Here is a 21,324-nt window from a genome sequence, read left to right on the forward strand (position 1 = left end):
GCACGGCGTGGCGATGGCACTGGCCAAGCGTTGCCAAGCGCCAGCCATGGGGTGTGCGAGAGCGCCTGTGCGCCCTGCGCACGGACGGTGCCAAAGGGGGGCGGGCTAGGTCAGTGCTTTGCGGCGCGCAAAGCGCACCACCGTGACGCCCGCTCGCGCCTGGCGCACCGAGGGCATCACCAGCACGCAATCGTCGTACGGTGTGGTCACCGGCACGCCGTCGTTGTCGCCGATGACGGTGCCTGCTTTCTCAAACACCTCCAGGCCGGTGTAGGGCGCCACGAACTTGAACGCGCTGCTGGTGGCCACGACCGGGCCGGTCACTTCCAGCGCCCACTGGCGGGGCGCATCGGGCAGGCGCCAGCCGGGTAGCTGCGCTGCCAGGGCGGCGGGACTGATCACGCCGGACTGCTCCAGAAAGCGCACGCACTGGTCCTGCGCCACGGCGCGGCTGGCCGGATCGCCATGGAAGCCGCATTCGACCAGCAGCGAGCGGGTGTCGGCGGCTTGGCCCTCGCTGTCCGGCAAGCCGAACCGGCCGTAGTCGCGCATGCGCACGCCGTCCTTGTGGCCCGCGTCCACCACGATGTGCTCGGGGGAACGCATCGCGCGCGCCAGATCCAGATTGCGCGGCTGGATGCCGGTGAGCAGCAGCGGCGCCGAGGGTTCGTGCATGGAATGGATGTCGAGCAGCCAGTCCGCACGCGCGACGAAGGGGCGCAACGCGGCGGCACGGCGGCGTTCTGCCGTGTTCCCGGCGTCGATGCGCTCGTCGAGCCATTGGCGGTTGAGGTCTTCATCGGTGAAGCGCGAAGCATCGTGGCTGCTGGCGTCGAAGCGGTCGAACGCGTCGAGGTTGCAGAACGCGAGCGTGAGCGTGCCCTCCTGGGGGCGCACACCGGCCTCCAGCAGGCCCTTGAGCGCCCAGGCGCCGCACAGCTCGTTGCCGTGCACCAGAGCGCTGATCATCACGTGGCGGCCGGGTTGGCCGGAGTCGAAGTGCCACACGCCTTCGGTGCCGGTGTTGCCGGCGCGCCAGGCGCTGATGTCGGGGGCGGGCAGTTCGAAGGTGAGCGGTGGCTCAGCGGCGTTGGGGCTGTGGGTCTCGGGGGCCGCGTTCATTCTTCGATCCTGGCGAATTCAACGATCTTTTTGTACTTGGCCACTTCGGTGGCCAGGTACTGGTCGATGTTCACGGTGGTGGCCGCGACGGTCGAGCCGGTGGCTTCCATCTTCTTTCGGAAGTCGGGCGACTGCAGGCTGTCGTTCAGGGCTTTCTTCACCTTGTCGAACACCGGCTTGGGCAGATTGGCAGGCGCCATCAGCGCAAACCACACGCCGATGTCGACGTTCTTGTACTGCGCGGTTTCGGCCAGGGCAGGGATGTCGGGGGTGGCTGCCGAGCGCTTGGCTTCGGTGGTGCCCAGGGCGATCACCTTGCCGCTCTTGATGTGCGGCAGGCCGCTGGAGAGCACGAACACGCCGTACTCCAGGTTGTTGCCCATGAGGTCGTTGGTCAGCGGTGCCACGCCGCGGTAGGGGATGTGCGTCATGAACAGCTTGCCCTGCTCCTTGACCATCTCGCCGGCCAGGTGCAGCGATGTGCCCACGCCCGAGCTGCCGTAGCTGAACTTGCCGGGGTTCTTGGACACCTTCTGCGTGAACTCGGCCAGGTTCTTCACGCCCGAACCGGTGGAGGCCACCAGCACGAGCGGCTGCGAGGCGATGAGGCCGATGGCGGTGAAGTCCTTCACGTCGTACTTCACCTTCTTGGTCACCAGCTTGTTGATGGCGATCTCGTTGCTGGCGCCCACCAGCAGCGTGTAGCCGTCGGGCGCCGCGCTGGCCACCTTCTGCGCGCCGATGGCGCCGCCGGCGCCGCCGATGTTCTCGATCACCACCGGCACACCGAGCTTGTTGCCCAGCTCGGTCGCCACGGTGCGGGCGGTCAGGTCGGTGCTGCCGCCGGGTGGATAGCCCACGACGATGGTGATGGGCTTGGAGGGGTAGGCGTCCTGCTGTGCCCAGGCGGGGGCCGCGGCGAGGGCCGCGAGGGTGCACAGCAGCGCGGTGCGGCGCACGGGGGAAGACAAAGACAGGTGGTGCATGGTGTGGGGCCGGGTCGAGGGTGTGGGGGCTGCTGCGCGCCGCGGCGGGTGAGGAGTACGGAGCCGCCTGTGGCGGGGCGGTGTGGCACCGTAAAACTTCCTGCGGCGTGCACTATTGTCGAAAACACGATCTGCCGCGTTGGTGCCGAAACAGCACCAACCGTTGCGAATCCGTACCGCATACACAGGGAAAACCCCTGCGTCAGGTCCCGGACCGGCGGTATGTCACGCGGATCAATGCTGTGAAAGCGCCGTCCACAGGGCCTCGGCCAGTGGCCCCAGGCGGCGCTTGGGCCGGTAAAGGCGCACGTCGAATCGCACTTCCATGCGCGCGTCGCCCGCGGGCGCGAGGCGCCGCGCCTGGCAATCGGCATGGACCATGGACCAGGGCAGCCAGGCCACGCCCAGGCCTTTTTGCACGTACTCGTAATGCGCATCCGCCGAGTCGCACTCCACCACCCGCTGCAGGCGCGGGGCATGCGGGTTGTGCGCCAAGTGGTCTTCCACCAGCCGGCCCAGGGCCAGCTGCGGCGCGTAAGCGAGGTAAGGCACGGCGTCGGTGGTACCCGGCGGGCCGAAGCTGTACAGCGCGTGGCCCTGCACGGTGGCGCGCGACACCGGCACCAGCCGGTCCGAGGCCACGGTCAGGTGCAGAAACTGCCGCGCGTCGAGCCGGATGGCGAGCGCCGGGTGGTGGTACACGAGGGAGAAGTCGGCCTCGTTGCGCTCGAGCAAGGCCACCGTGTCGGCCAGCGCGCGGGTGCGGATGCACAGCTCGCCGCCCTGCAGCAGCGGCTGCAGGCGCACCAGCCAGTCGGCCACCACGGTGCGCGCCAGGGTGCGGCCCGTGGCCAGCGTCACGGTGCGCGCCTGCCGGCCGGCCAGGCTTTGCAGTTCCTCGTGCGACTGGGCGAGGTTGCGGGCCAGCTGGCCTGCGGTTTCCAGAAAGCTGTGCCCGGCCGGTGTCAGGGTGACCGGGCCACCGGTGCGCTCGACCAGTGGCGTGCCCGCCCAGGCTTCCAGCGCCCGGATGCGGCGGCCAAAGGCCGGATGGGTGACATGCCGCAGTTCGGCCGCGCGGGTGAAGCTGCGTTCCTGCGCGAGGACGATAAAGTCTTCAAGCCATTTGAGCTGCATGGCGGTGGGGCGCAGGCCGGCAGGTGCTGGTGCTGGTGCTTCGGCCTCGGGCTCCGCGCAGCCCTAGCGGCTGCGCGAGGCTTCGAGCACGGCGCGGGTGCGCTGCGCCTCGGTGCGCGCTGCGGCCGCAAAGTCGTCGCCCTTGGAGGCGTACAGGATGGAGCGCGATGAGTTCACGATGATCGGCCCGCCCTCGCGCAGCCCCGCGCGCACGGTGGCTGCGGCGTCGCCGCCCTGCGCACCGACGCCCGGGATCAGCAGCGGCAGCGTGGGCGCAATGGCGCGCACGCGTTCGATCTCCTGGGGGTAGGTCGCGCCCACCACCAGGCCGAGCTGGCCGTTCTTGTTCCAGGGCCCCTGCGCCAGGCGCGCCACGTGTTCGTACATCAGCGGCTGGCCTTCGACGCTGGCCAGGCGCTGGGTCTGCAGGTCGTCGCCGCCCGGGTTGGAGGTGCGGCACAGCAGGAAGGCGCCCTTGCCGTGGTAGGCGAGGTAGGGCTCGATGGAGTCAAAACCCATGAAGGGCGAGAGCGTGACCGCATCGGCGCCGTAGCGCTCAAACGCCTCCTTGGCGTACTGCTCGGCGGTGGAACCGATGTCGCCGCGCTTGGCATCCAGGATCACCGGCACGTGCGGTGCGTTGGCTCGCATGTGCTGCATCAGGCGCTCGAGCTGGTCTTCGGCGCTGTGCGCGGCAAAGTAGGCGATCTGGGGCTTGAAGGCACAGACCAGGTCGGCCGTGGCGTCCACGATGGCCGCGCAGAAGTCATAAATCTTGTGCGCATCGCCCTGCAACCCCGCAGGAAACCGCGTGGGCTCCGGGTCCAGGCCCACGCACAGCAGGGAGTTGTTCTGCGCCGTGGCGTCGCGCAGCATGTCGGTGAAGGTCATGGGGCGTGATTTTAGGTGGGCGGCGCAGGGGAGCTGCGCTCTCGGCCACGTTGGCCAGCCTCTGCGGGTCCCCGCCCCAGACGTCAACCCGCGCGTTTTTCCAATATTTCGAACGCGGGCAGTGTCTTGCCCTCCAGCATTTCGAGGAATGCGCCCCCCCCAGTAGAGATATACCCGACCTGCTTTTCTATGCCGTATTTGGCAATCGCAGCCAAGGTGTCGCCGCCGCCTGCGATGCTGAATGCGGGGGATTCTGCAATCGCCTTGGCGATTTCGCGGGTGCCGTTTTCGAAGGCGGCAAACTCGAAAACACCCACCGGCCCGTTCCAGACGATGGTGCCGGCGGACTTGAGCTGGTGGGCCAGGCGAGCTGCCGTCTCGGGGCCGATGTCCAGGATCAGGTCGTCCTCGGCGACGTCTTTGGCCGCCTTGACCGTTGCGGGCGCATCGGCTGCGAAGGCCTTGGCGGTGACCACGTCGGTGGGGATAGGCACCTCGGCGCCGCGGGCCTTCATTGCGGCGATCACTGCGCGGGCCTCATCCAGCAGGTCGGGTTCGGCCAGGCTTTTGCCGATGGGCAGGCCGGCGGCCAGCATGAACGTGTTGGCAATGCCGCCGCCCACGATGAGCTGGTCGACCTTGTCGGCCAGGCTCTTCAGGATGGTGAGCTTGGTCGATACCTTGGAGCCCGCCACGATGGCTGCGAGTGGTCGCTGGGGCTGGGCCAGGGCTTTGGTCAGGGCGTCGATCTCGGCTGACAGCAGCGGGCCGGCGCAGGCGATGTGGGCGAACTGGGCGATGCCGTAGGTCGTGCCCTCGGCGCGGTGGGCGGTGCCGAACGCGTCGTTCACGAAGATGTCGCACAGGGCGGCCAGCTTGCGCGCCAGGTCTTCCTTGTTCTTCTTCTCGCCCACGTTCAGGCGGCAGTTTTCCAGCAGGACCACCTGGCCGGGCGCCACGGTCACGCCGTCGACCCAGTTGGACACCAGCGGCACCTCGCGCCCCAGCAGTTCCGACAGGCGCGCGGCCACGGGGGCGAGCGAGTCTTCAGGCTTGAACTCGCCTTCGGTCGGGCGGCCCAGGTGGCTGGTCACCATCACCGCGGCGCCTGCGTCCAGCGCCAGGCGGATGCAGGGGATCGAGGCGCGGATGCGCGTGTCTTCGGTGATGCGGCCGGCGTCGTCCTGCGGCACGTTCAGGTCGGCACGGATGAAGACGCGCTGGCCTTGGGCCTTGCCCTGGGCACACAGATCGGAGAAGCGGAGGATGTTCATGGCAGGAGGAAGAAGTGAATCGGGCGGCTTGAGGGGAGCCATTTTAGTGATCGCAGCCCCTGCAGCCGGCCTGCGGCCCGTGAACGCGTTGCTCAACCGTCTGAGTGAGCAGGTCCTGTGTGGCCGGCTCGGCCAAGGCCAGCAGACCCCTTGGAACTGGCTTTGCCAGGCCACTGGCGCCATCCCCCTGTGAGGAAGCCGCGCAGCGGCTCAGGGGGAGCTACTGTTTCACCAGCCCCAGCCGATGTGCAGCGGCAGGTACACAGCCATGCCCACGACGATGGTGCCCAGGATGCCGCGCTTCCAGAAGTAGTACGCGCTGGCGCACAGTACTGCGGGGATGCGGGCGTCCATGAAGGTGTCGATGAGTTCGCCCTTCGTCATCAGGATCTCGGGCGCAAGGACCGCGGCCAGCGCTGCCAGCGGCGCGTACTTGAGCCCGCGCTGCAACCAGTCGGGCAGGGGCAGTTCGCGTTCGGGGATCATGAAGAACGACCGCGACACCATCGTGATGACGGCCAGTCCAAAGATGGCAATGGCCGGCTCGACCCAGGAGAAGTTCATGGATGGCGTTCCTCGCGCAGCGGCACTACGTCGCCCGCCTTGAGGTGCTCAAGCTCCTCGGGTGGCAACACGCTGTCGGCCGGCAGCAGCACCACGGTGGGCTTGTGGCGCCGGCGGTCCACGGCTTCCATCAGCAGGCCGGCGGCCACGGCGGCCGCGATGGCGACCAGGATGTTGAGCTTGAGCGGCAGCGCAAACGCCGCGATGGCCGCTGTGCTGGCCACGCCCGTGGCAAGCCACGTCGCGCGGTCGAACAGCAAAGACAGCAGCACGCCCAGCAGGGCCAGCACCCCCGCGAACCCCAGGCCCCAGGACAGGGGCACAGTGTTGGCCAACAAGATGCCTGCAATGCACGGTATCTGCCAGGCAAGCCAGTTGGTGCTGGCGGCACCACAAAAGTACGGCACCTGTTCGGGCGCGGGCCGGCCTTCAGGAAAACGCTTCATGAACGCCACGTAGATCACGTCGCCGCTGAAGTAGCCCACGGCGAGCCGCTGGCGCAGCGGAAGGTGCGCGAAGTAGCCGCGCCACATGCTGCTGAAGATCACGAAGCGCAGGTTCACGCAACTGGCCGTAAGCCAGATCACCCACAGCGGCGCGCCCACGGACATCAGCGGAATGACTGCCAACTGCGCACTGCCTGCATACACCACCAGCGACATGAACAGGGCCAGGCCCACCGTCAAGCCGCTTTTGACCATGACCACGCCGGTGACCAGGCCCCAGGCCCCGATGCCCACGGAAGTGCCCGCCATGTCGATGAAGCCGGCCCGAAAGGACGGGTGGCGCAGCGTTTGGGCGATGGAGGCGATGCGGCTCATGCAGGCGCCGGGGCTGTGGCCGGCGCAGGGCCCAGCACCATGCCGGGCTGCAGGTCAAAGCCGCGCAGAAAATCCGCGGCCGCCAGCCGCTTGCCACCCGCGCGCTGCAGGGTGGTCAGGCGCAGGGCGCCGTCACCGCAGGCGACGGTCACACCGTGGTCATTGACAGACAAAATATGGCCCCAGCGCTTGTCTGTCGTAGATTTTTTGCTATCGATTTTGCAGCGCCAGATCTTGATGGCTTCGCCGGCGCATTCAGTGCTCGCACCGGGAAACGGGTCGAACGCGCGGATGCGCTGGTCGATCACGTGGGCAGGCAACGACCAGTCGATGCTGCTTTCGGATTTCTCGATCTTGTGGGCGTAGGTCACGCCTTCTGATGGCTGGGGCACGGCCGCCAGGCCGCCGCAGGCTGCCAGCTCCAGCGCTTCAACGATCATGCGGCCGCCCAGGAGTGCCAGCCGGTCGTGCAATGCGGCGGTGGTGTCGTCCGGCGCAATCGCGATGCGTTCGGTCAGCAGTATGTCGCCCGTGTCCAGGCCCGCGTCCATCTGCATGATGGTCACGCCGGTGTGGGCATCGCCCGCCTCGATCGCGCGGTGGATAGGCGCCGCACCACGCCAGCGGGGCAAGAGGCTGGCGTGAATGTTCAGGCAGCCGCGGGCTGGCAGGTCGAGCGTCCACTGCGGCAGGATCAGCCCATAGGCCGCGACGACCATCACGTCAGCCTGTGCGGCCAGCAGGGCGTCGCGCGCTGCGGTGGCGTCTTCGGGGTATTTGCCGTCCAGGCGCAGGCTGCGGGGCTGCGCCACGGCAATGCCATGGGCCTGCGCGCATTGCTTGACCGGCGATGCCTGCACCTTCATGCCGCGGCCGGCGGGGCGGTCAGGTTGGCTCAGGACAAGCGGCACGGTGAAACCGGCGGCCAGTAGTTGTTCCAGCGCCACGCGCGCGAAATCCGGCGTGCCGGCAAAAATGACTCTCATGGAAACCGTGTCGATGGCGCGTTCAGTCGCGCGTGTTGTCAAAGTTGGGCAACTCGTCCGTGAACATGACGAGCCGCACCACGCCCTGGCGGTCCAGGTGGACGTGCGCCAGGCGCGGGTCGGAGTTCTGGCGGAAACGATAGGTCCAGATGTCGCCGTCAAACCGCGCCACCCTTTCCACCCGCAGGGGCGGGCCAAAGGTGCGCTGGACGTCTGTCTGGGTCCACACGCCGACGGGAATGGTCTCAAACCGCGTCTGGGTGAGCACCTGCTCGTTGCGCACCAGCCGGCCGTTGGCGTCAAAGTCGAGGTTGTAGGCCGCAAACCCTGCCGGCAGTTCGGAATAGAGCCAGCGTTCGCCCGCTGCCAGGGGATAGGTCGCAGTCGGCGGACCCAGCCGGGCTAACACCTCAGCGCGTTCCGCCCCGGGCGTCTCTCGGGAGGGAAAAGCGCAACCTGCAAGCAGCCCCACCAGCGCGACGAGCGCTGTCAGCACTCCGACGCCCCACCGGGCGCGAAGCGCTGTGGGCCTCACTCGCGCGTCCCCCGCTGCTGTTTGAGCATTTTTGTCTTGATGCGATTGCGCTTGAGCGGCGACAGGTATTCCACGAATACCTTGCCCAAGAGGTGGTCCATCTCATGCTGGATACACACGGCGAGCAGGCCGTCGGCCTCGATCACGCGCGCCTGGCCGTCAGCGTCCAGCGCGCGTACGTGCACAGCGTCAAACCGCTCCACCCCGTCATAGATTCCGGGGACCGACAGGCACCCTTCCTCATTGAGATGTTTTTCCGCGCTGGCCCACACGATCTCGGGGTTGATCAGCACCAAGGGCTGGTTGCGTTCCTCGGACACGTCGATCACCACCAGGCGTTCATGCACATCCACCTGCGTGGCGGCGAGGCCAATGCCGTGCGCGTCGTACATCGTGGCGAGCATGTCGGACACCAGCGTGCGCATGCGTTCATCGACAGCCTCGACGGGGCGGGCGACCTTGTGGAGCCTGGGGTCCGGGTAACAGAGAATGGGAAGGATTGCCATGGATGCAGGTAAGAGATGTCGCTATTTTCGCCACTTTTGCCGCCTGCCGTGGCCCGGCAGGCCAATAATCGTTGCCGAATCAAGGGCTTGAGCAGAGAATCTAAGAAGGTTTGTAACGAATTTTGCCGGGTGTTCGCGTGCCGCGAGTCCCGTGCGCCAGTGAGGGGGCGTTTCACAATGCATGAGAAGAGGAACAACATGACGGCATTCACCAGCGTGCGGCGAACCGCCCTGGGTGCGCTCACCCTGATCGCTGGCGCCATCCTGGTTGCCTTGCCGGCACAGGCGCAAAACTATCCCATCTCCGGAACCCAGCGCGCCACCGCGCAAGAGGTGTCCGAACGTGGCATCCCCCTGGCTGAACTGGCGCCCAACGCCCCAGACACCTATGTCGTCAAGCGCGGCGACACGCTGTGGGGCATTTCGGGCATGTATCTCAAGCGCCCCTGGCGCTGGCCCGAGCTGTGGGGCATGAACATCAAAACCATCCCCAACCCGCACCTGATCTACCCCGGTCAGACGCTGTATCTGGACAAGGACGGTGGTTACGCCCGCCTGCGCACTACGCCGCCGGGCACGCTGGAGACTGAAAACCAGACGGTGCGAGTGTCTCCCCGCACGCGCAGCGACAGTCTGGCCGACATTGCACTTCCCACTCTGAAACCTCACCTGATCGAGCCTTTCCTGGTCGAGCCTCTCGTGGTGGATGCGCAGGAACTGCTGCGCGCGCCCCGCATCGTGGCCACCACCGAAGATCGCGTGCTCATGGCCAGCGGCGACCGCGCCTACGTCCGTGGCGACGCGGCCGCCCCTGTGCGAGCAGAGCCCGGCGAACCACGCTTTTTCCGTGTGTTCCGTGAGGCGGTGGCATTGAAAGACCCGATCTCTGGAGAAATCCTGGGCTACGAGGCACAGTATCTGGGCAAGGCTGAGTTGGTGCGTGGTGAATCTTTTGAAGAGATTCCCGATAGCAAGGGCGGCCGCACAGCTGAATACATTCCTGCCACGGTGGATTTGTCCAGCACCAAAGAAGAGATTCGCGCTGGGGACCGTTTGCTGCCAGCACCCGCCCGGGCTTTTACCAGCTACACGCCACGTGCACCACAGATCGAAGTGAACGCCAGAGTCGCCTCCATCTACGGCAGTTTCTCGGCTGCCTACGCGGCCCAAAATCAAGTGGTTGCCATCAACAAGGGCTCGCGCGACGGCATCGAGCCAGGCCATGTCCTGACGCTGCTGACCAAGGGCGATCGCATCAAGGATTCCACCGACAGTTCCAAGGCCACCATCAAGCTGCCCAGTGAGAACAACGGTACCGCCATGGTGTTCCGCACCTTCGACCGCGTGTCCTATGTGCTGCTGCTGGAGATCCGGGGCGGGGTTCGCGTCGGCGACCGTCTGGTCAACCCGCAGCAGTAAGACCTGCTCGACCACGCGCTCCGCATCCACCGGTGCCGGGCGGCGTATTGACGGTTTTATTCTCCTTATCTATCCATGGACCGTGACGAGCTCGGAGCTTGGCTGCGCTTGACGCTCTCCCAAGGCGTGGGCAACAGTGCCGCGCGGCGCCTGCTGGCACGCTTCGGCCTGCCGCAGGAGATCTTCCTGCAACCCGAGGCTGCGCTCCAGCATTGCGTGACGCCGGCCCAGGCCAAAGCGCTCTGCACGGTGCCCAAAACCTGGGAAACACTGCTCGAAACCACCTGGCAATGGCTGGGTGCTGCAGACCCTCAAGGGCCGGCGCGGGACGTGGTCACGTTGGGTGATTCGCGGTATCCGCAGTCGTTGCTGGACACAGAGGATCCACCGCTGCTGATGTACCTGATCGGCCCGGCGGCGTTGGTCAACCACCGCCCGTTTTCCCCGGACCGCTGTCTGGCCGTGGTGGGCAGCCGCAATCCCACCGCGCAAGGCGCCGAGAATGCTCGGCTGTTTTCCCGGGCATTGCGAAACGCCGGGTTCACCATCGTCTCGGGTCTGGCCTTGGGCGTGGACGCTGCAGCGCACGAAGGCGCGCTGGACGTGGCGGCAGGCGCAGAGGAGGACACTGCCGCGACCATCGCTGTCGTGGGTACCGGCCTCGACCGGGTCTACCCGCGCAAGAATCTGGAGCTGGCGCACCGCATAGCAACGCGCGGATTGCTGGTCAGCGAATACCCACTCGGCACGCCGCCGCTGGGACCCAATTTCCCCAAGCGCAACCGGATCATCTCCGGCCTGTCGCAAGGCACGCTGGTGGTCGAGGCGGCCCTGGCCTCAGGTTCCCTCATCACGGCCCGGATGGCTGCAGAGCAGGGTCGCGAGGTGTTCGCCATTCCGGGCTCCATCCATGCACCACAGTCCCGGGGTTGCCATGCCTTGATACGCCAAGGGGCCAAGTTGGTGGAGTCTGCGCAGGACGTCCTGGAGGAGCTGCGCATGCCCTTGGGCTCTGCGCCGGGGCGGGCCGAAGATGCCCTTCCTGAAGAGGGCGATGCGGAGGCTGAAGGTGACGGCACGGCCCCGGACACCCAAAGCCCGTTGCTGCGGGCGCTGGGTTTCGATCCCATGGGTGTCGACGCCCTTGTAGCGCGCACGGGCATGAATGCGTCGTCGCTGCAGGTGGAGTTGCTGGAGCTGGAGCTTGATGGCCAGGTGGCGCGGTTGCCCGGGGGGCTGTTCCAGCGACTCGGGCGGGGCTGAGGGGCCCACCGCTGGCGGGCCCGGTGTTGTGGCCAGTGACGCTGGCTGCTGACCCCCAGACCGCCGGGCTGAATTTCAGTCCAGCAATCGCTCTGGATTGGCGTCCAGCTTGGCCAGGGCTTCGCGGGTGGCGCGCAAGGTGATGCCCTCCTCGTCCTGGGCCACCAGCAAGCCTGCCTGCAGATAGGCCGCCAGCCTGCGCAATTGAATGAGGTAGCTGCTGCCATCGGTGGCAGCAAACAGGTGCAGCTGTTTGCGCTGGCTTTGCCAGGCGTATTGCACCTGGGCCGAAGCACCGTTGTGGTCCAGCGTGTACCAGGTGCCGGGGCGCAGCTCCTGGGCCCACGCCACCATGTCGTCCTGCACGGGAGCGCCGTTGTCCGCCACCACGTGGATGGACGACGCATCGATGCCCAGCATCATCTCGATGTTGTCGGCGTTCAGCGGCATATCGCCCAGTGTGGCATCGCCGATGAAGTCTTCCAGGTTGGCCAGGCGCTTGGCCATGGCATCGATGTGCGCCTGCGGAATGGACGCGGTCTTCGACAGGAAGGCGTCGGCCAGCGTGTCGGTGAGTATCTTGATCTGCGCGTCCTGCGGCGGGCCATTGATGCCCATGAGGATCAGCCCTTGGCGCAGGCGCTGCAGCAGACCCGGAAGGTTTTGGATGACCTGGGAGCGGTCGCTGCGGTTGGGCTTGGCACTGGCGGCCCATACGAGGTCTGCGGCCGTGCGCTTCAGGGAAATCGTGTCCTCGTGCTGGGGGCCATCGCGCACTGCCGACAGGGCCAGCACTTCAGCCCAGGTCTTGAAGAGAAATTCGCGGATCTCTTCGCGCACCGGCATGTCGCGCAGCATGGTCCGCAGCTCGATGGTGTACTGGATCGCCAGGGTTTCCTTTTGCTCGACCTGCTGGGCCACCGTGACAAGGCGCGAAGTGGCCTGCTTTTCGGTGAGGAACTTGGAGAGGAATTTTTCGAACTCGTCGTACACCAGCTGGAACACGCGCCGGCCGGTTTCGGGGTACTGCTCGATCACCTGCACCACGCGGCGGATCTCCGCCTCCAGCGCGCTGCCATTGATGCTGGTCGCGTCAAAACCCATCACACAGGCGCCCATCCGGTCGATGAGCTGGCGCGCGGGGTGGTTCAGGTTGCTGAAGAATTCGGGCTCGGCCAATGCCACGCGCAGCACGGGCACCTGCAGCCGCGCAAACCACACGCGCACCGCAGACGGAATCCGGTCTTCGGCCAGGATGCTCTGGAACATCAGCGCCACCACCTCGATGATGGCTTTTTCACCCGCCGTCGACGCTTTCTTCTTGAGCTCGGTCGAGCGCTCGCGCACGGCGCCTGCCAGCTGCACCACCGCAGCCGGGCTGTAGTCTTCGATCAGCGACGCCACGCCGCTGTAGTAGGTGTCGGCCTGGACGCGGTGGGCGGTAAGCGCATGGGCCAGCGCGGCCGATGCCGGCGGCGCGTTGACCATGTCAAACCCGGTGGCCGGTTGCGTCAGCAGCCGCCGCAGCTGCCCCATCACACCCTGGGCCCGTTGGCGCGCCCGTGCCAGCGGCGTGATGCCCGTGGCAAAACCGGTGGGCATGCCGTGCCGCGGGTAGCCCGGCGGCGGCATGCGGTTCAGCTGCTGGGGCACGCTGCCGCGCGTGGCCGCAGCGGCCATGGCATCACGGGTCTGGGCCAGCGCCTGGGACGCCAGCCCGCCGGAGCCGGACTCGTTGGTGCTGCCACCGGTCGGCGTACCGCCCGAGGTGCGGCGCACGCGCGATTTCAGGTCGGTCTGGGGCGTGACGCCCTGCTCCACGTAGAACACGTTGACCGCCTGGTACTGCTTTTGCACCAGGTTGGCCACTTCGCGCTGCAATGGGTCCACCACAGTCAGCAGATCGGTGCGGGGAAGGCCTGCCTCCACCCATTGCTCCACCAGGATGAGGCAAACGGCCTCGGGCCGCAGGATGTCATTGCTGTCGAGCTCCTGGCCTTCCAGCGACTGGGTGCGCTGGCGCAGGGTGTCGAACTGGGGGCCCACCTGCTCGCTGACCGTGAGGGCCATGCGCGAGGCGAGGATCTTGTTTTCCACCACATCGTCGCTCAGCAGCTCGAACTGGGGCCCGGGGCCGTTGCTGGCCAGGCTGGCGCTGTTGGTGCTGACGTGCGGCGCCAGCGCTTCACGCCAGGCCTTGCCCGTGCGGTCGGTCCAGGCCGCATGGTGCTGCTGGTACAACATCCAGGCATCGCGGTGCGACTGCATCTGCCGCGCTGTGCCCGTCTGGGTCATCAGCGTGGTGAGAAAGTCCATCACCACCTTGTCCAGGTCCGGCAGCCCGGCGCAGAGGCCCTCCACGAACCGCTGGCGCGCCTGGCGGGCCAGGCGGCGCTGTGGAACCGAAGGGGGCGTGGGTTGCATGGACCGATATTAGCGGGTCAGACGGCGGCTCCGGCATGGGGATCGTTCGGATCCTCGTCCTTTTTAGCAGGCTTGATCAAGTCTTCGCGCTTCACGCCCAGCCACATGGCGATGGCCGCGGCCACGAACACCGACGAGTAGATGCCGAACAGGATGCCGATGGTCAGCGCCAGCGCAAAGTAGTGCAGGCTGGGGCCGCCAAAGAAGAACATCGACAGCACCATCGCTTCGGTGGAGGCGTGGGTGATGATCGTGCGGCTCATGGTGCTGGTGATGGCGTGGTCGATCACCTCGTGGGTGGTCATCTTGCGGTATTTGCGGAAGGCTTCGCGGATCCGGTCGAAGATCACGACCGACTCATTGACAGAGTAGCCCAGCACCGCGAGCACGCCCGCCAGCACGGCGAGCGAAAACTCCCACTGGAAGAACGCGAAGAAGCCCAGGATGATCACCACGTCGTGCAGGTTGGCGATGATGGCCGCGACGCCGTACTTCCACTCGAAGCGGAACGCCAGGTAGATCACGATGCCCACCACCACCATGGCCAGCGCCATGAGGCCGCCGTGCACCAGTTCTTCGCCCACCTGCGGGCCCACGAACTCGGTGCGGCGCAGCGTGACTTCAGGGTTGGCGGCCTTGAGGGCACCCAGCACCTGCTCGCTCTGCTGCGCGGACGTCACGCCTTTTTGCACGGGCAGTCGGATCATCACGTCGCGCGCGGTGCCGAAGTTCTGCACCTGCACGTCTGGGTAGCCCAGGCCCGACACGGTCTCGCGGACCTTGGCCAGTTCAGCCGGCTGGCTGTAGGCCACTTCCATGACGGTGCCGCCCGTGAACTCCACCGACAGGTGCAGCCCGCGCGTGAGCAGGAAGAACACTGCCAACGCAAAGGTGAGGAAGGAGATCGCGTTGAAGATCAACGCGTGCTTCATGAAAGGGATGTCTTTTCGGATGCGGAAGAATTCCATGGTCTTCCTCCTTTAATTCGTTTTGGCCACAGCGGTGTCGGGTTCAGGCTTCCACACCTGGCCGATCGACACGCTCTTGAGCTTTTTCTGGCGGCCGTACCAGAGGTTCACCAGGCCGCGCGAGAAAAACACGGCGGAGAACATGCTGGTCAGGATGCCGATGGTGTGCACCACGGCAAAGCCGCGCACCGGGCCGGAGCCAAACGCCAGCAGCGCCAGGCCTGCGATCAATGTGGTCACGTTCGAGTCGAGGATGGTCGCCCAGGCGCGCTCATAGCCCGCGTGGATGGCCGCCTGCGGCGACACGCCCGCGCGCAGTTCCTCGCGGATGCGTTCGTTGATCAGCACGTTCGAGTCGATGGCAACGCCCAGCGCCAGCGCCATGGCGGCAATACCGGGCAGCGTGAGCGTGGCCTGGAGCATCGACAAAATGGCCAGCAGCATCAGCACGTTGACGGCCAGCGACACAGTGGAGAACACGCCGAACAGCGCGTAGTAGATGCACATGAAGACGGCAATCGCCACCATGCCCCAGACCACGCTGTTGATGCCGCGCTCGATGTTGTCGGCGCCCAAGCTTGGGCCGATGGTGTATTCCTCGATAATTTCCATGGGCGCGGCCAGCGAGCCGGCGCGCAGCAGCAGCGCGGTGTCGTTGGCTTCCGCCGTGGTCATGCGGCCCGAGATCTGCACCCGGCCGCCAGCGATTTCGCTGCGAATCACAGGGGCCGTCACCACTTCGCCCTTGCCCTTTTCAAACAGCACGATGGCCATGCGCTTGCCGATGCTCTCACGCGTGATGTCGCGGAAGATGCGCGAACCCTTGGCATCGAGCGTGAGGTTCACCGTCGGTTCCTGCGTCTGGCCGTCAAAGCCCGGCTGGGCGTCGGTGAGGTTCTCGCCGGTCAAAACGACTTGCTTCTTCACGATGATCGGCTGGCCGCTGCGTTCCAGGTAGCGCTCAGAGCCGAATGGCACCGGGCCGCGGCCGGTTTCGGCGGAGCGGGCTTCGGTGCCCTCGTCCACCATGCGCACTTCCAGCGTGGCGGTGCGGCCCAGGATGTCCTTGGCCTTGGCCGTGTCCTGCACGCCGGGCAGCTGCACCACGATGCGGTCCAGGCCCTGCTGCTGAATCACCGGCTCGGCCACGCCCAGTTCGTTGATCCGGTTGTGCAGCGTGACCATGTTCTGCTTGAGCGCCTGCTCCTGCACCTTGCGCGTGGCTTCGGGCTTGATGGCGGCGCGCAGCTTGAACTCGCTGCCTTCCGGCGTGCTGGTGACCAGCAGATCGGGGAACTGGTCGGCGATCACATTGCGCGTGGCCGTGAGCGTGGCCTCGTCGCGCACCTTGATGTCGATGTTCTGGCCGTCGCGGGTGATGCCGCCATGGCGGATGGTCTTGTCCCGCAGCGCGCTGCGGATGTCGCCCGCATACGACTCGGCCTTCTTGGTCAGCGCCGCCTGCATGTCCACCTGCAGCATGAAGTGCACGCCGCCGCGCAGGTCCAGGCCCAGATACATGGGGTTGGCGTGCAGCGCTTTCAGCCACAGGGGCGAGCGCGACACCAGGTTGAGCGCGACGATGTACGACGCATCGTTGGCATCGGGCACCAAGGCCTTTTGCAGAGCGTCCTTGGCCTTGAGCTGGTTGTCGGGCGTGTCGAAGCGCGCACGCACCGAGTTGCCTTCCAGCGCCACGAAGTCGGGCGTCACGCCAGCGGCCTTGAGTGTCTCTTCCACCCGCTGCTGCATGGCGGCGTCCACCTTGATGGTGGCCTTGGCCGACGAGACCTGCACTGCAGGCGCCTCACCGAAGAAATTGGGCAGGGTGTACAAGGCCCCCACCAGCAGCACGATCACCAGGATCGCGTACTTCCAGACCGGATAACGGTTCATGATCGCGCTCTTATCTCAGTTGTCCATGGCGCATCGCGCCGACCCCTGCCAGGGATGCCGTGGAGCTGGCTTTGCCAGGCCACACCGGCATCGTCCCCCTTCCTGCGCTCAAGCAGCGAGAGAAGGGGAAAGGCGCGCAGCGCCTCAGGGGGTTGTTCATTGATTACTTGACCGAGCCCTTGGGCAGCACCTGAACCACCGCGCTGCGCTGCATCTGCACTTCCACGCCGTTGGCGATCTCGATGTGCAGGAAGCCTTCGGACAGGCGCGTCACCTTGCCGACGATGCCGCCGGAAGTCGCCACTTCATCGCCCTTGGCGATGGCTTCGATCATGGCGCGGTGTTCCTTCTGGCGCTTCATCTGGGGGCGGATCATGACAAAGTACAGCACCACGAACATGAGCACCAGGGGCAGCATGCCGGTCAGCGAAGACATGAGGCCACCACCACCTGCGGCTGCGGCGGGTGCGGTCTGGGCAAAAGCGGAAGAAATAAACACGGGTGGAACTCCACAACGGATGGTCAAAATACACAAAAACCGCCAGCAACCGGCGCCACGGGCGCCCGCCAGGGCGGAACAGAGCATTGTATGCGGGGCCCCGCCCACGCCCCAAGGGGTGAAGACCCAAGCACGCGCGGGTGTTTGCTGGCGCGGTGCGACGGGGGCGTGGCGGCAGAAAAATATGAGTCAAAAGTGCCTCTAGCGCTTGATGCATAAGCGCTGTTAGCTCCTCAATTAATAGCAAAAGGCCCACGCACTGCACGGGCCTTTTGTCCAGGCTGCGGCCACAAGGCCAGACGTCAAGCCGCCTGGCGCTGCGCCGGGGCGGCGGGGCCGCTGCGCCACTGGGCCATCAGGCCGTCCCATTTGGGGCGTGCTGTCTTCAGGTGGCGTTCCTTCACGTGGCCGTAGCCGCGGATCTCTTCCGGGATGCGGGCGATCTCCACCGCCAGCGCGTGGTTATCGGCTGTCAGGCTTGCCAGCAGCTCGTCGATGCACGCGCGGTATTCCACGATCAAGGCGCGTTCCATGCGGCGCTCTTCGGTTTTTCCGAAGATGTCCAGCGCGGTGCCGCGCAGGCCCTTGAGCTTGGCCAGCACGCCGAAGGCGCTGCGCATCCAGGGGCCAAACGGCTGCTTGACGAGTTCGCCCTTGTCGTTTTTCTTGGCCGTCATCGGGGGCGCTAGGTGGTGCACCAGCTTGTAGTCGCCCTCGAACATGTTCGCGATCTTGTCCGTGAAGGCCTTGTCGGTGTGCAGGCGCGCCACCTCGTACTCGTCCTTGTACGCCATCAGTTTGAACAGGTAGCGGGCCACGGCCTCGCTCAGGCGCGTGCCGATGTCCAGGCGGGACTCGGCGGCTTTGACCTTCTCGACGAAGGCGTGGTAGTCGGCCGCGTAGGCTGCGTTCTGGTAGCCGGTGAGGAAGTCCACGCGCTTGGTGATGGTCTCGGCCAGCGACGGCTTCTTGACGAACTGGATCACCTGCGCGGCCTGGAACAGCGTCTGCACCGACGCCAGGTCGTGCGCGCAGCGGCGGCCCCATTCGAACGCGGCCTTGTTGTTGTCGACCTGCACGCCGTTCAATTCCATGGCGCGCATCAGCGATGCAAGGCTCAAAGGCACGCGGCCCTTTTGCCAGGCGTAGCCCAGCATCAGCGGGTTGGTGTAGATGCTGTCGCCCAGCAGTTGGGTGGCCACCTGCTCGGCGTCGAAGCTGCCCACTCCGCCCGCGCCCACCGCGGCAGCGATGGCGCTGTCGCAGTTGGCACCGGGGAACTGCCAGTCCGGGTTGGTCACGAAGGCCGCCGTGGGCGTGCCGTGCGTGTTCAGCGCCACGAAGGTGCGGCCCGGCTGCATCACAGCCAGCGTGTACTTGTGCGCCGCCACGATGGAGTCGCAGCCGATCACCAGGTCGGCCTTGGCGGTGTCGACCTTGGTGGTGTAGATGGCCTCGGGCCGGTTGGCGATCTGGATGTGGCTCCAGGTGGCGCCGCCCTTTTGCGCGAGGCCGCCGGCGTCCTGCGTGATGACGCCCTTGCCATCGAGGTGCGCGGCCATGCCCAGCAGCGAGCCGATGGTGATCACGCCCGTGCCGCCCACGCCGCCGACCACAATGCCCCAGGCTGCTTCGGCCACGGGCAGGACGGGCTCCGGGATGGCCGGCAGGCTGGCCAGGTCGCCCTTCTTTTCCTTCTTGGGCTTCTTGAGCTTGCCGCCTTCCACCGTGACGAAGCTCGGGCAAAAGCCATTCACGCAGGAGTAGTCCTTGTTGCAGGTGCTCTGGTTGATGCGGCGCTTGCGGCCGAATTCCGTCTCCACCGGCTCCACGCTCAGGCAGTTGGACTTGGTCGAGCAGTCGCCGCAGCCCTCGCACACCAGGTCGTTGATGACCACGGTCTTGTCGGGCGTGGCCAGGGTGCCGCGCTTGCGGCGCCGGCGCTTTTCTGTCGCGCAGGTCTGGTCGTAGATGATGACCGTGCAGCCCTTGATCTCGCGGAACTGGCGCTGCAGGGTGTCGAGCTCGTCGCGGTGGTGCACCGTCACGCCCTCGGCCAGCGGCACGCCGTCGTACTTCTGCGGCTCATCGGTCACGATGATGAGCTTGACCACGCCTTCGGATTTGAGGCTGTTCATGATCTGCAGCACCGAATGGCCTTCGGGCCGCTCGCCCACCTGCTGGCCGCCGGTCATGGCCACGGCGTCGTTGTACAGCACCTTGTAGGTGATGGTGGTGCCCGCGGCGATGCTCTGGCGAATGGCCAGCAGCCCGCTGTGGAAGTAAGTGCCGTCGCCCAGGTTGGCGAACACGTGCTGGTCGGTGGTGAACGGTGCCTGGCCCACCCACGTCACGCCCTCGCCACCCATCTGCGTGAAGGTGGAGGTGTTGCGGTCGGGCATCCAGTTGGCCATGTAGTGGCAGCCAATGCCGGCCACGGCGCGCGAGCCCTCGGGCACGCGGGTGCTGGTGTTGTGCGGGCAGCCGCTGCAGAACCAGGGAGCGCGCTCGCCCGTGTCCACCTTCAGTTCAGTCATCGCGCGCTCGCTGGCTTCGATGACGGCGATGCGCGAATCCATGCGCGCGATGATGTCGCTCGACACGCCCAGCTTCTTGAGCCGCTTGGCAATCGCCTTGGCGATGATGGCGGGCGTCAGGTCGGCCTTGGCGCGCAGCAGCCAGTTCTGGCTGGGGTTGGGCATGGACCATTCGCCGCCGGTGGCATCGCCCTCGGGCTCGTCGAACTTGCCCAGCACGTGGGGGCGCACGTCCGAGCGCCAGTTGTACAGCTCTTCCTTGAGCTGGTATTCGATGACCTGGCGCTTTTCCTCCACCACCAGGATCTCCTGCAGGCCCTGGGCAAAATCGCGCGTGATGGTGGCTTCGAGCGGCCAGACCACGTTGACCTTGTGCACGCGGATGCCAAGCTGGCGGCAGGTGTCGTCGTCCAGCCCCAGGTCCACCAGGGCCTGGCGCGTGTCGTTGTAGGCCTTGCCGCTGGCGATGATGCCGAAGCGGTCGTTCTTGCCTTCGATCACGTTGTAGTTGAGCTTGTTGGCGCGCACATAGGCCAGGGCCGCGTACCACTTGTAGTCCATGAGGCGCGCCTCCTGCTCCAGCGGCGCATCGGGCCAGCGGATGTGCAGGCCGCCGGGCGGCATCACGAAGTCCTCGGGCATCACGATCTTCACGCGGTCGGGGTCGATGTTGATGCTGCTGGAGGACTCCACAACCTCCTGGATGGTCTTCATGCCCGACCACACACCCGAAAAGCGGCTCATGGCGAAGGCGTGCAGGCCCATGTCCAGGATTTCCTGCACGCTGCTCGGAAAGAACACCGGCGTGCCGCAGGCCTTGAAGATGTGGTCGCTCTGGTGGGCGGCCGTGCTGCTCTTGCTGATGTGGTCGTCGCCCGCAATGGCGATCACGCCGCCGTGCTTGGCGGTGCCGGCCATGTTGGCGTGCTTGAACACGTCCGAGCAGCGGTCCACGCCCGGTCCCTTGCCGTACCAGATGCCGAAGACGCCGTCGAACTTCTTGCTTTGCGGGTACAGGTCGAGCTGCTGCGTGCCCCAGACCGCCGTCGCGCCGAGTTCCTCGTTCACGCCGGGCTGAAAGACGATGTTGTTGGCGGCCAGGTGCTTCTTGGCGGCCCACAAAGATTGGTCATACGTGCCCAGCGGCGAGCCCCGGTAGCCGCTGATGAAGCCGGCGGTGTTGAGCCCCGCCATCGCATCGCGCTGGCGCTGCAGCATGGGCAGGCGCACCAGGGCTTGCACCCCGCTCATGAAGGCTCTGCCGCTATCTAAAGAATATTTGTCATCCAGCGTGACGGTCTCAAGGGCCTTGCGGATGTGCTCGGGCAGCGGTGCGTTCATGGCTATGTCTCCAATGGCTTTTTTGTGGGGCCGCGCCTTGTGGGCCCGGTGGGGTCGGAGCCCCTCCGCCCGTTTAGGGCAGCGACTCCAGTGTGCAGAGAAGTGTATGTCTGCGTAGCTGATATGTCTTTGCGTTCTGTGCCGTGTTTGGGCTA

The 21,324-nt window shown here is 66.1% G+C and carries 17 protein-coding genes; 2 read left to right on the plus strand and 15 right to left on the minus strand.

The features are described from left to right. Nucleotides 1–105: 105 nt before the first annotated feature. The 10 genes from ACSQ3Q_RS23970 to def form a co-directional block, all read right to left on the minus strand. Nucleotides 106–1,122, minus strand: a complete 1,017-nt coding sequence (locus ACSQ3Q_RS23970) for a succinylglutamate desuccinylase (RefSeq protein ID WP_436136803.1) — start codon at nucleotides 1,120–1,122, stop codon at nucleotides 106–108. Next, on the minus strand, nucleotides 1,119–2,108 hold the full coding sequence (locus tag ACSQ3Q_RS23975) for a Bug family tripartite tricarboxylate transporter substrate binding protein (RefSeq protein WP_436136804.1): 990 nt from the start codon (nucleotides 2,106–2,108) through the stop codon (nucleotides 1,119–1,121). Before ACSQ3Q_RS23975 ends, ACSQ3Q_RS23970 begins: the two co-directional genes overlap by 4 nt. Nucleotides 2,109–2,342: 234 nt before the next feature. Then, a complete protein-coding gene (locus tag ACSQ3Q_RS23980) occupies nucleotides 2,343–3,245 on the minus strand; it encodes a LysR family transcriptional regulator (protein WP_436136805.1) in 903 nt (300 codons plus the stop codon). Between the two features lie 63 nt (nucleotides 3,246–3,308). Continuing rightward, nucleotides 3,309–4,136, minus strand: coding sequence for an orotidine-5'-phosphate decarboxylase (gene pyrF / locus ACSQ3Q_RS23985; protein ID WP_436136806.1), 828 nt, complete (start codon nucleotides 4,134–4,136; stop codon nucleotides 3,309–3,311). Between the two features lie 83 nt (nucleotides 4,137–4,219). Further along, nucleotides 4,220–5,410 carry a phosphoglycerate kinase gene (locus ACSQ3Q_RS23990; RefSeq protein ID WP_436136807.1) on the minus strand — a complete coding sequence of 397 codons (1,191 nt, stop codon included), beginning with the start codon at nucleotides 5,408–5,410 and terminating at the stop codon, nucleotides 4,220–4,222. 228 nt (nucleotides 5,411–5,638) lie between these two features. Further along, on the minus strand, nucleotides 5,639–5,974 hold the full coding sequence (locus ACSQ3Q_RS23995; protein ID WP_436136808.1) for an AzlD domain-containing protein: 336 nt from the start codon (nucleotides 5,972–5,974) through the stop codon (nucleotides 5,639–5,641). After that, complete coding sequence (locus ACSQ3Q_RS24000; protein ID WP_436136809.1) at nucleotides 5,971–6,795, minus strand: AzlC family ABC transporter permease; 825 nt, start codon at nucleotides 6,793–6,795, stop codon at nucleotides 5,971–5,973. Before ACSQ3Q_RS24000 ends, ACSQ3Q_RS23995 begins: the two co-directional genes overlap by 4 nt. Continuing rightward, a complete protein-coding gene (gene fmt / locus ACSQ3Q_RS24005) occupies nucleotides 6,792–7,781 on the minus strand; it encodes a methionyl-tRNA formyltransferase (protein WP_436136810.1) in 990 nt (329 codons plus the stop codon). Before fmt ends, ACSQ3Q_RS24000 begins: the two co-directional genes overlap by 4 nt. A 22-nt stretch (nucleotides 7,782–7,803) precedes the next feature. Continuing rightward, complete coding sequence (locus tag ACSQ3Q_RS24010) at nucleotides 7,804–8,277, minus strand: hypothetical protein (RefSeq protein ID WP_436136811.1); 474 nt, start codon at nucleotides 8,275–8,277, stop codon at nucleotides 7,804–7,806. Nucleotides 8,278–8,312: 35 nt separating this feature from the next. Continuing rightward, nucleotides 8,313–8,822, minus strand: a complete 510-nt coding sequence (gene def, locus ACSQ3Q_RS24015) for a peptide deformylase (RefSeq protein WP_436136812.1) — start codon at nucleotides 8,820–8,822, stop codon at nucleotides 8,313–8,315. A gap of 198 nt (nucleotides 8,823–9,020) precedes the next feature. On the opposite strand from def, the gene ACSQ3Q_RS24020 reads away from it, so the two are divergent. Together ACSQ3Q_RS24020 and dprA are read left to right on the plus strand one after the other, a co-directional pair. Further along, nucleotides 9,021–10,241: a LysM peptidoglycan-binding domain-containing protein gene (locus ACSQ3Q_RS24020; RefSeq protein ID WP_436136813.1), complete on the plus strand. Its 1,221-nt coding sequence runs from the start codon at nucleotides 9,021–9,023 to the stop codon at nucleotides 10,239–10,241. 75 nt (nucleotides 10,242–10,316) lie between these two features. Continuing rightward, nucleotides 10,317–11,504: a DNA-processing protein DprA gene (gene dprA / locus ACSQ3Q_RS24025; RefSeq protein WP_436136814.1), complete on the plus strand. Its 1,188-nt coding sequence runs from the start codon at nucleotides 10,317–10,319 to the stop codon at nucleotides 11,502–11,504. A gap of 75 nt (nucleotides 11,505–11,579) precedes the next feature. Here the strand turns inward: dprA and ACSQ3Q_RS24030 are convergent, their stop codons facing one another. The 5 genes from ACSQ3Q_RS24030 to ACSQ3Q_RS24050 all read right to left on the minus strand — a co-directional run bounded on the left by ACSQ3Q_RS24030 (nucleotide 11,580) and on the right by ACSQ3Q_RS24050 (nucleotide 21,169). Next, on the minus strand, nucleotides 11,580–13,928 hold the full coding sequence (locus tag ACSQ3Q_RS24030; protein WP_436136815.1) for a DUF1631 domain-containing protein: 2,349 nt from the start codon (nucleotides 13,926–13,928) through the stop codon (nucleotides 11,580–11,582). A 17-nt stretch (nucleotides 13,929–13,945) separates the two neighbouring features. Then, complete coding sequence (secF, locus tag ACSQ3Q_RS24035) at nucleotides 13,946–14,896, minus strand: protein translocase subunit SecF (RefSeq protein ID WP_436136816.1); 951 nt, start codon at nucleotides 14,894–14,896, stop codon at nucleotides 13,946–13,948. A 12-nt stretch (nucleotides 14,897–14,908) separates the two neighbouring features. Continuing rightward, the gene (gene secD, locus ACSQ3Q_RS24040) at nucleotides 14,909–16,792 is read right to left on the minus strand and encodes a protein translocase subunit SecD (RefSeq protein WP_436136817.1); all 1,884 of its coding nucleotides are present in this window, start codon (nucleotides 16,790–16,792) and stop codon (nucleotides 14,909–14,911) included. Nucleotides 16,793–16,955: 163 nt separating this feature from the next. Further along, the gene (gene yajC / locus ACSQ3Q_RS24045; RefSeq protein WP_436136818.1) at nucleotides 16,956–17,291 is read right to left on the minus strand and encodes a preprotein translocase subunit YajC; all 336 of its coding nucleotides are present in this window, start codon (nucleotides 17,289–17,291) and stop codon (nucleotides 16,956–16,958) included. 302 nt (nucleotides 17,292–17,593) lie between these two features. Further along, nucleotides 17,594–21,169, minus strand: a complete 3,576-nt coding sequence (locus tag ACSQ3Q_RS24050) for an indolepyruvate ferredoxin oxidoreductase family protein (RefSeq protein ID WP_436136819.1) — start codon at nucleotides 21,167–21,169, stop codon at nucleotides 17,594–17,596. Nucleotides 21,170–21,324: the final 155 nt, after the last annotated feature.

Source organism: Acidovorax sp. LjRoot129 (assembly GCF_964253765.1).
GTDB lineage: Bacteria > Pseudomonadota > Gammaproteobacteria > Burkholderiales > Burkholderiaceae_C > Acidovorax.

Excerpts from the sequence above, each read along its gene's own strand:
- ACSQ3Q_RS23970 (WP_436136803.1), bottom strand. The coding sequence starts at position 1,122 with ATGAACGCGGCCCCCGAGACCCACAGCCCCAACGCCGCTGAGCCACCG.
- ACSQ3Q_RS23975 (WP_436136804.1), bottom strand. The coding sequence starts at position 2,108 with ATGCACCACCTGTCTTTGTCTTCCCCCGTGCGCCGCACCGCGCTGCTG.
- ACSQ3Q_RS23980 (WP_436136805.1), bottom strand. The coding sequence starts at position 3,245 with ATGCAGCTCAAATGGCTTGAAGACTTTATCGTCCTCGCGCAGGAACGC.
- pyrF (WP_436136806.1), bottom strand. The coding sequence starts at position 4,136 with ATGACCTTCACCGACATGCTGCGCGACGCCACGGCGCAGAACAACTCC.
- ACSQ3Q_RS23990 (WP_436136807.1), bottom strand. The coding sequence starts at position 5,410 with ATGAACATCCTCCGCTTCTCCGATCTGTGTGCCCAGGGCAAGGCCCAA.
- ACSQ3Q_RS23995 (WP_436136808.1), bottom strand. The coding sequence starts at position 5,974 with ATGAACTTCTCCTGGGTCGAGCCGGCCATTGCCATCTTTGGACTGGCC.
- ACSQ3Q_RS24000 (WP_436136809.1), bottom strand. The coding sequence starts at position 6,795 with ATGAGCCGCATCGCCTCCATCGCCCAAACGCTGCGCCACCCGTCCTTT.
- fmt (WP_436136810.1), bottom strand. The coding sequence starts at position 7,781 with ATGAGAGTCATTTTTGCCGGCACGCCGGATTTCGCGCGCGTGGCGCTG.
- def (WP_436136812.1), bottom strand. The coding sequence starts at position 8,822 with ATGGCAATCCTTCCCATTCTCTGTTACCCGGACCCCAGGCTCCACAAG.
- ACSQ3Q_RS24020 (WP_436136813.1), top strand. The coding sequence starts at position 9,021 with ATGACGGCATTCACCAGCGTGCGGCGAACCGCCCTGGGTGCGCTCACC.
- dprA (WP_436136814.1), top strand. The coding sequence starts at position 10,317 with ATGGACCGTGACGAGCTCGGAGCTTGGCTGCGCTTGACGCTCTCCCAA.
- ACSQ3Q_RS24030 (WP_436136815.1), bottom strand. The coding sequence starts at position 13,928 with ATGCAACCCACGCCCCCTTCGGTTCCACAGCGCCGCCTGGCCCGCCAG.
- secF (WP_436136816.1), bottom strand. The coding sequence starts at position 14,896 with ATGGAATTCTTCCGCATCCGAAAAGACATCCCTTTCATGAAGCACGCG.
- secD (WP_436136817.1), bottom strand. The coding sequence starts at position 16,792 with ATGAACCGTTATCCGGTCTGGAAGTACGCGATCCTGGTGATCGTGCTG.
- ACSQ3Q_RS24050 (WP_436136819.1), bottom strand. The coding sequence starts at position 21,169 with ATGAACGCACCGCTGCCCGAGCACATCCGCAAGGCCCTTGAGACCGTC.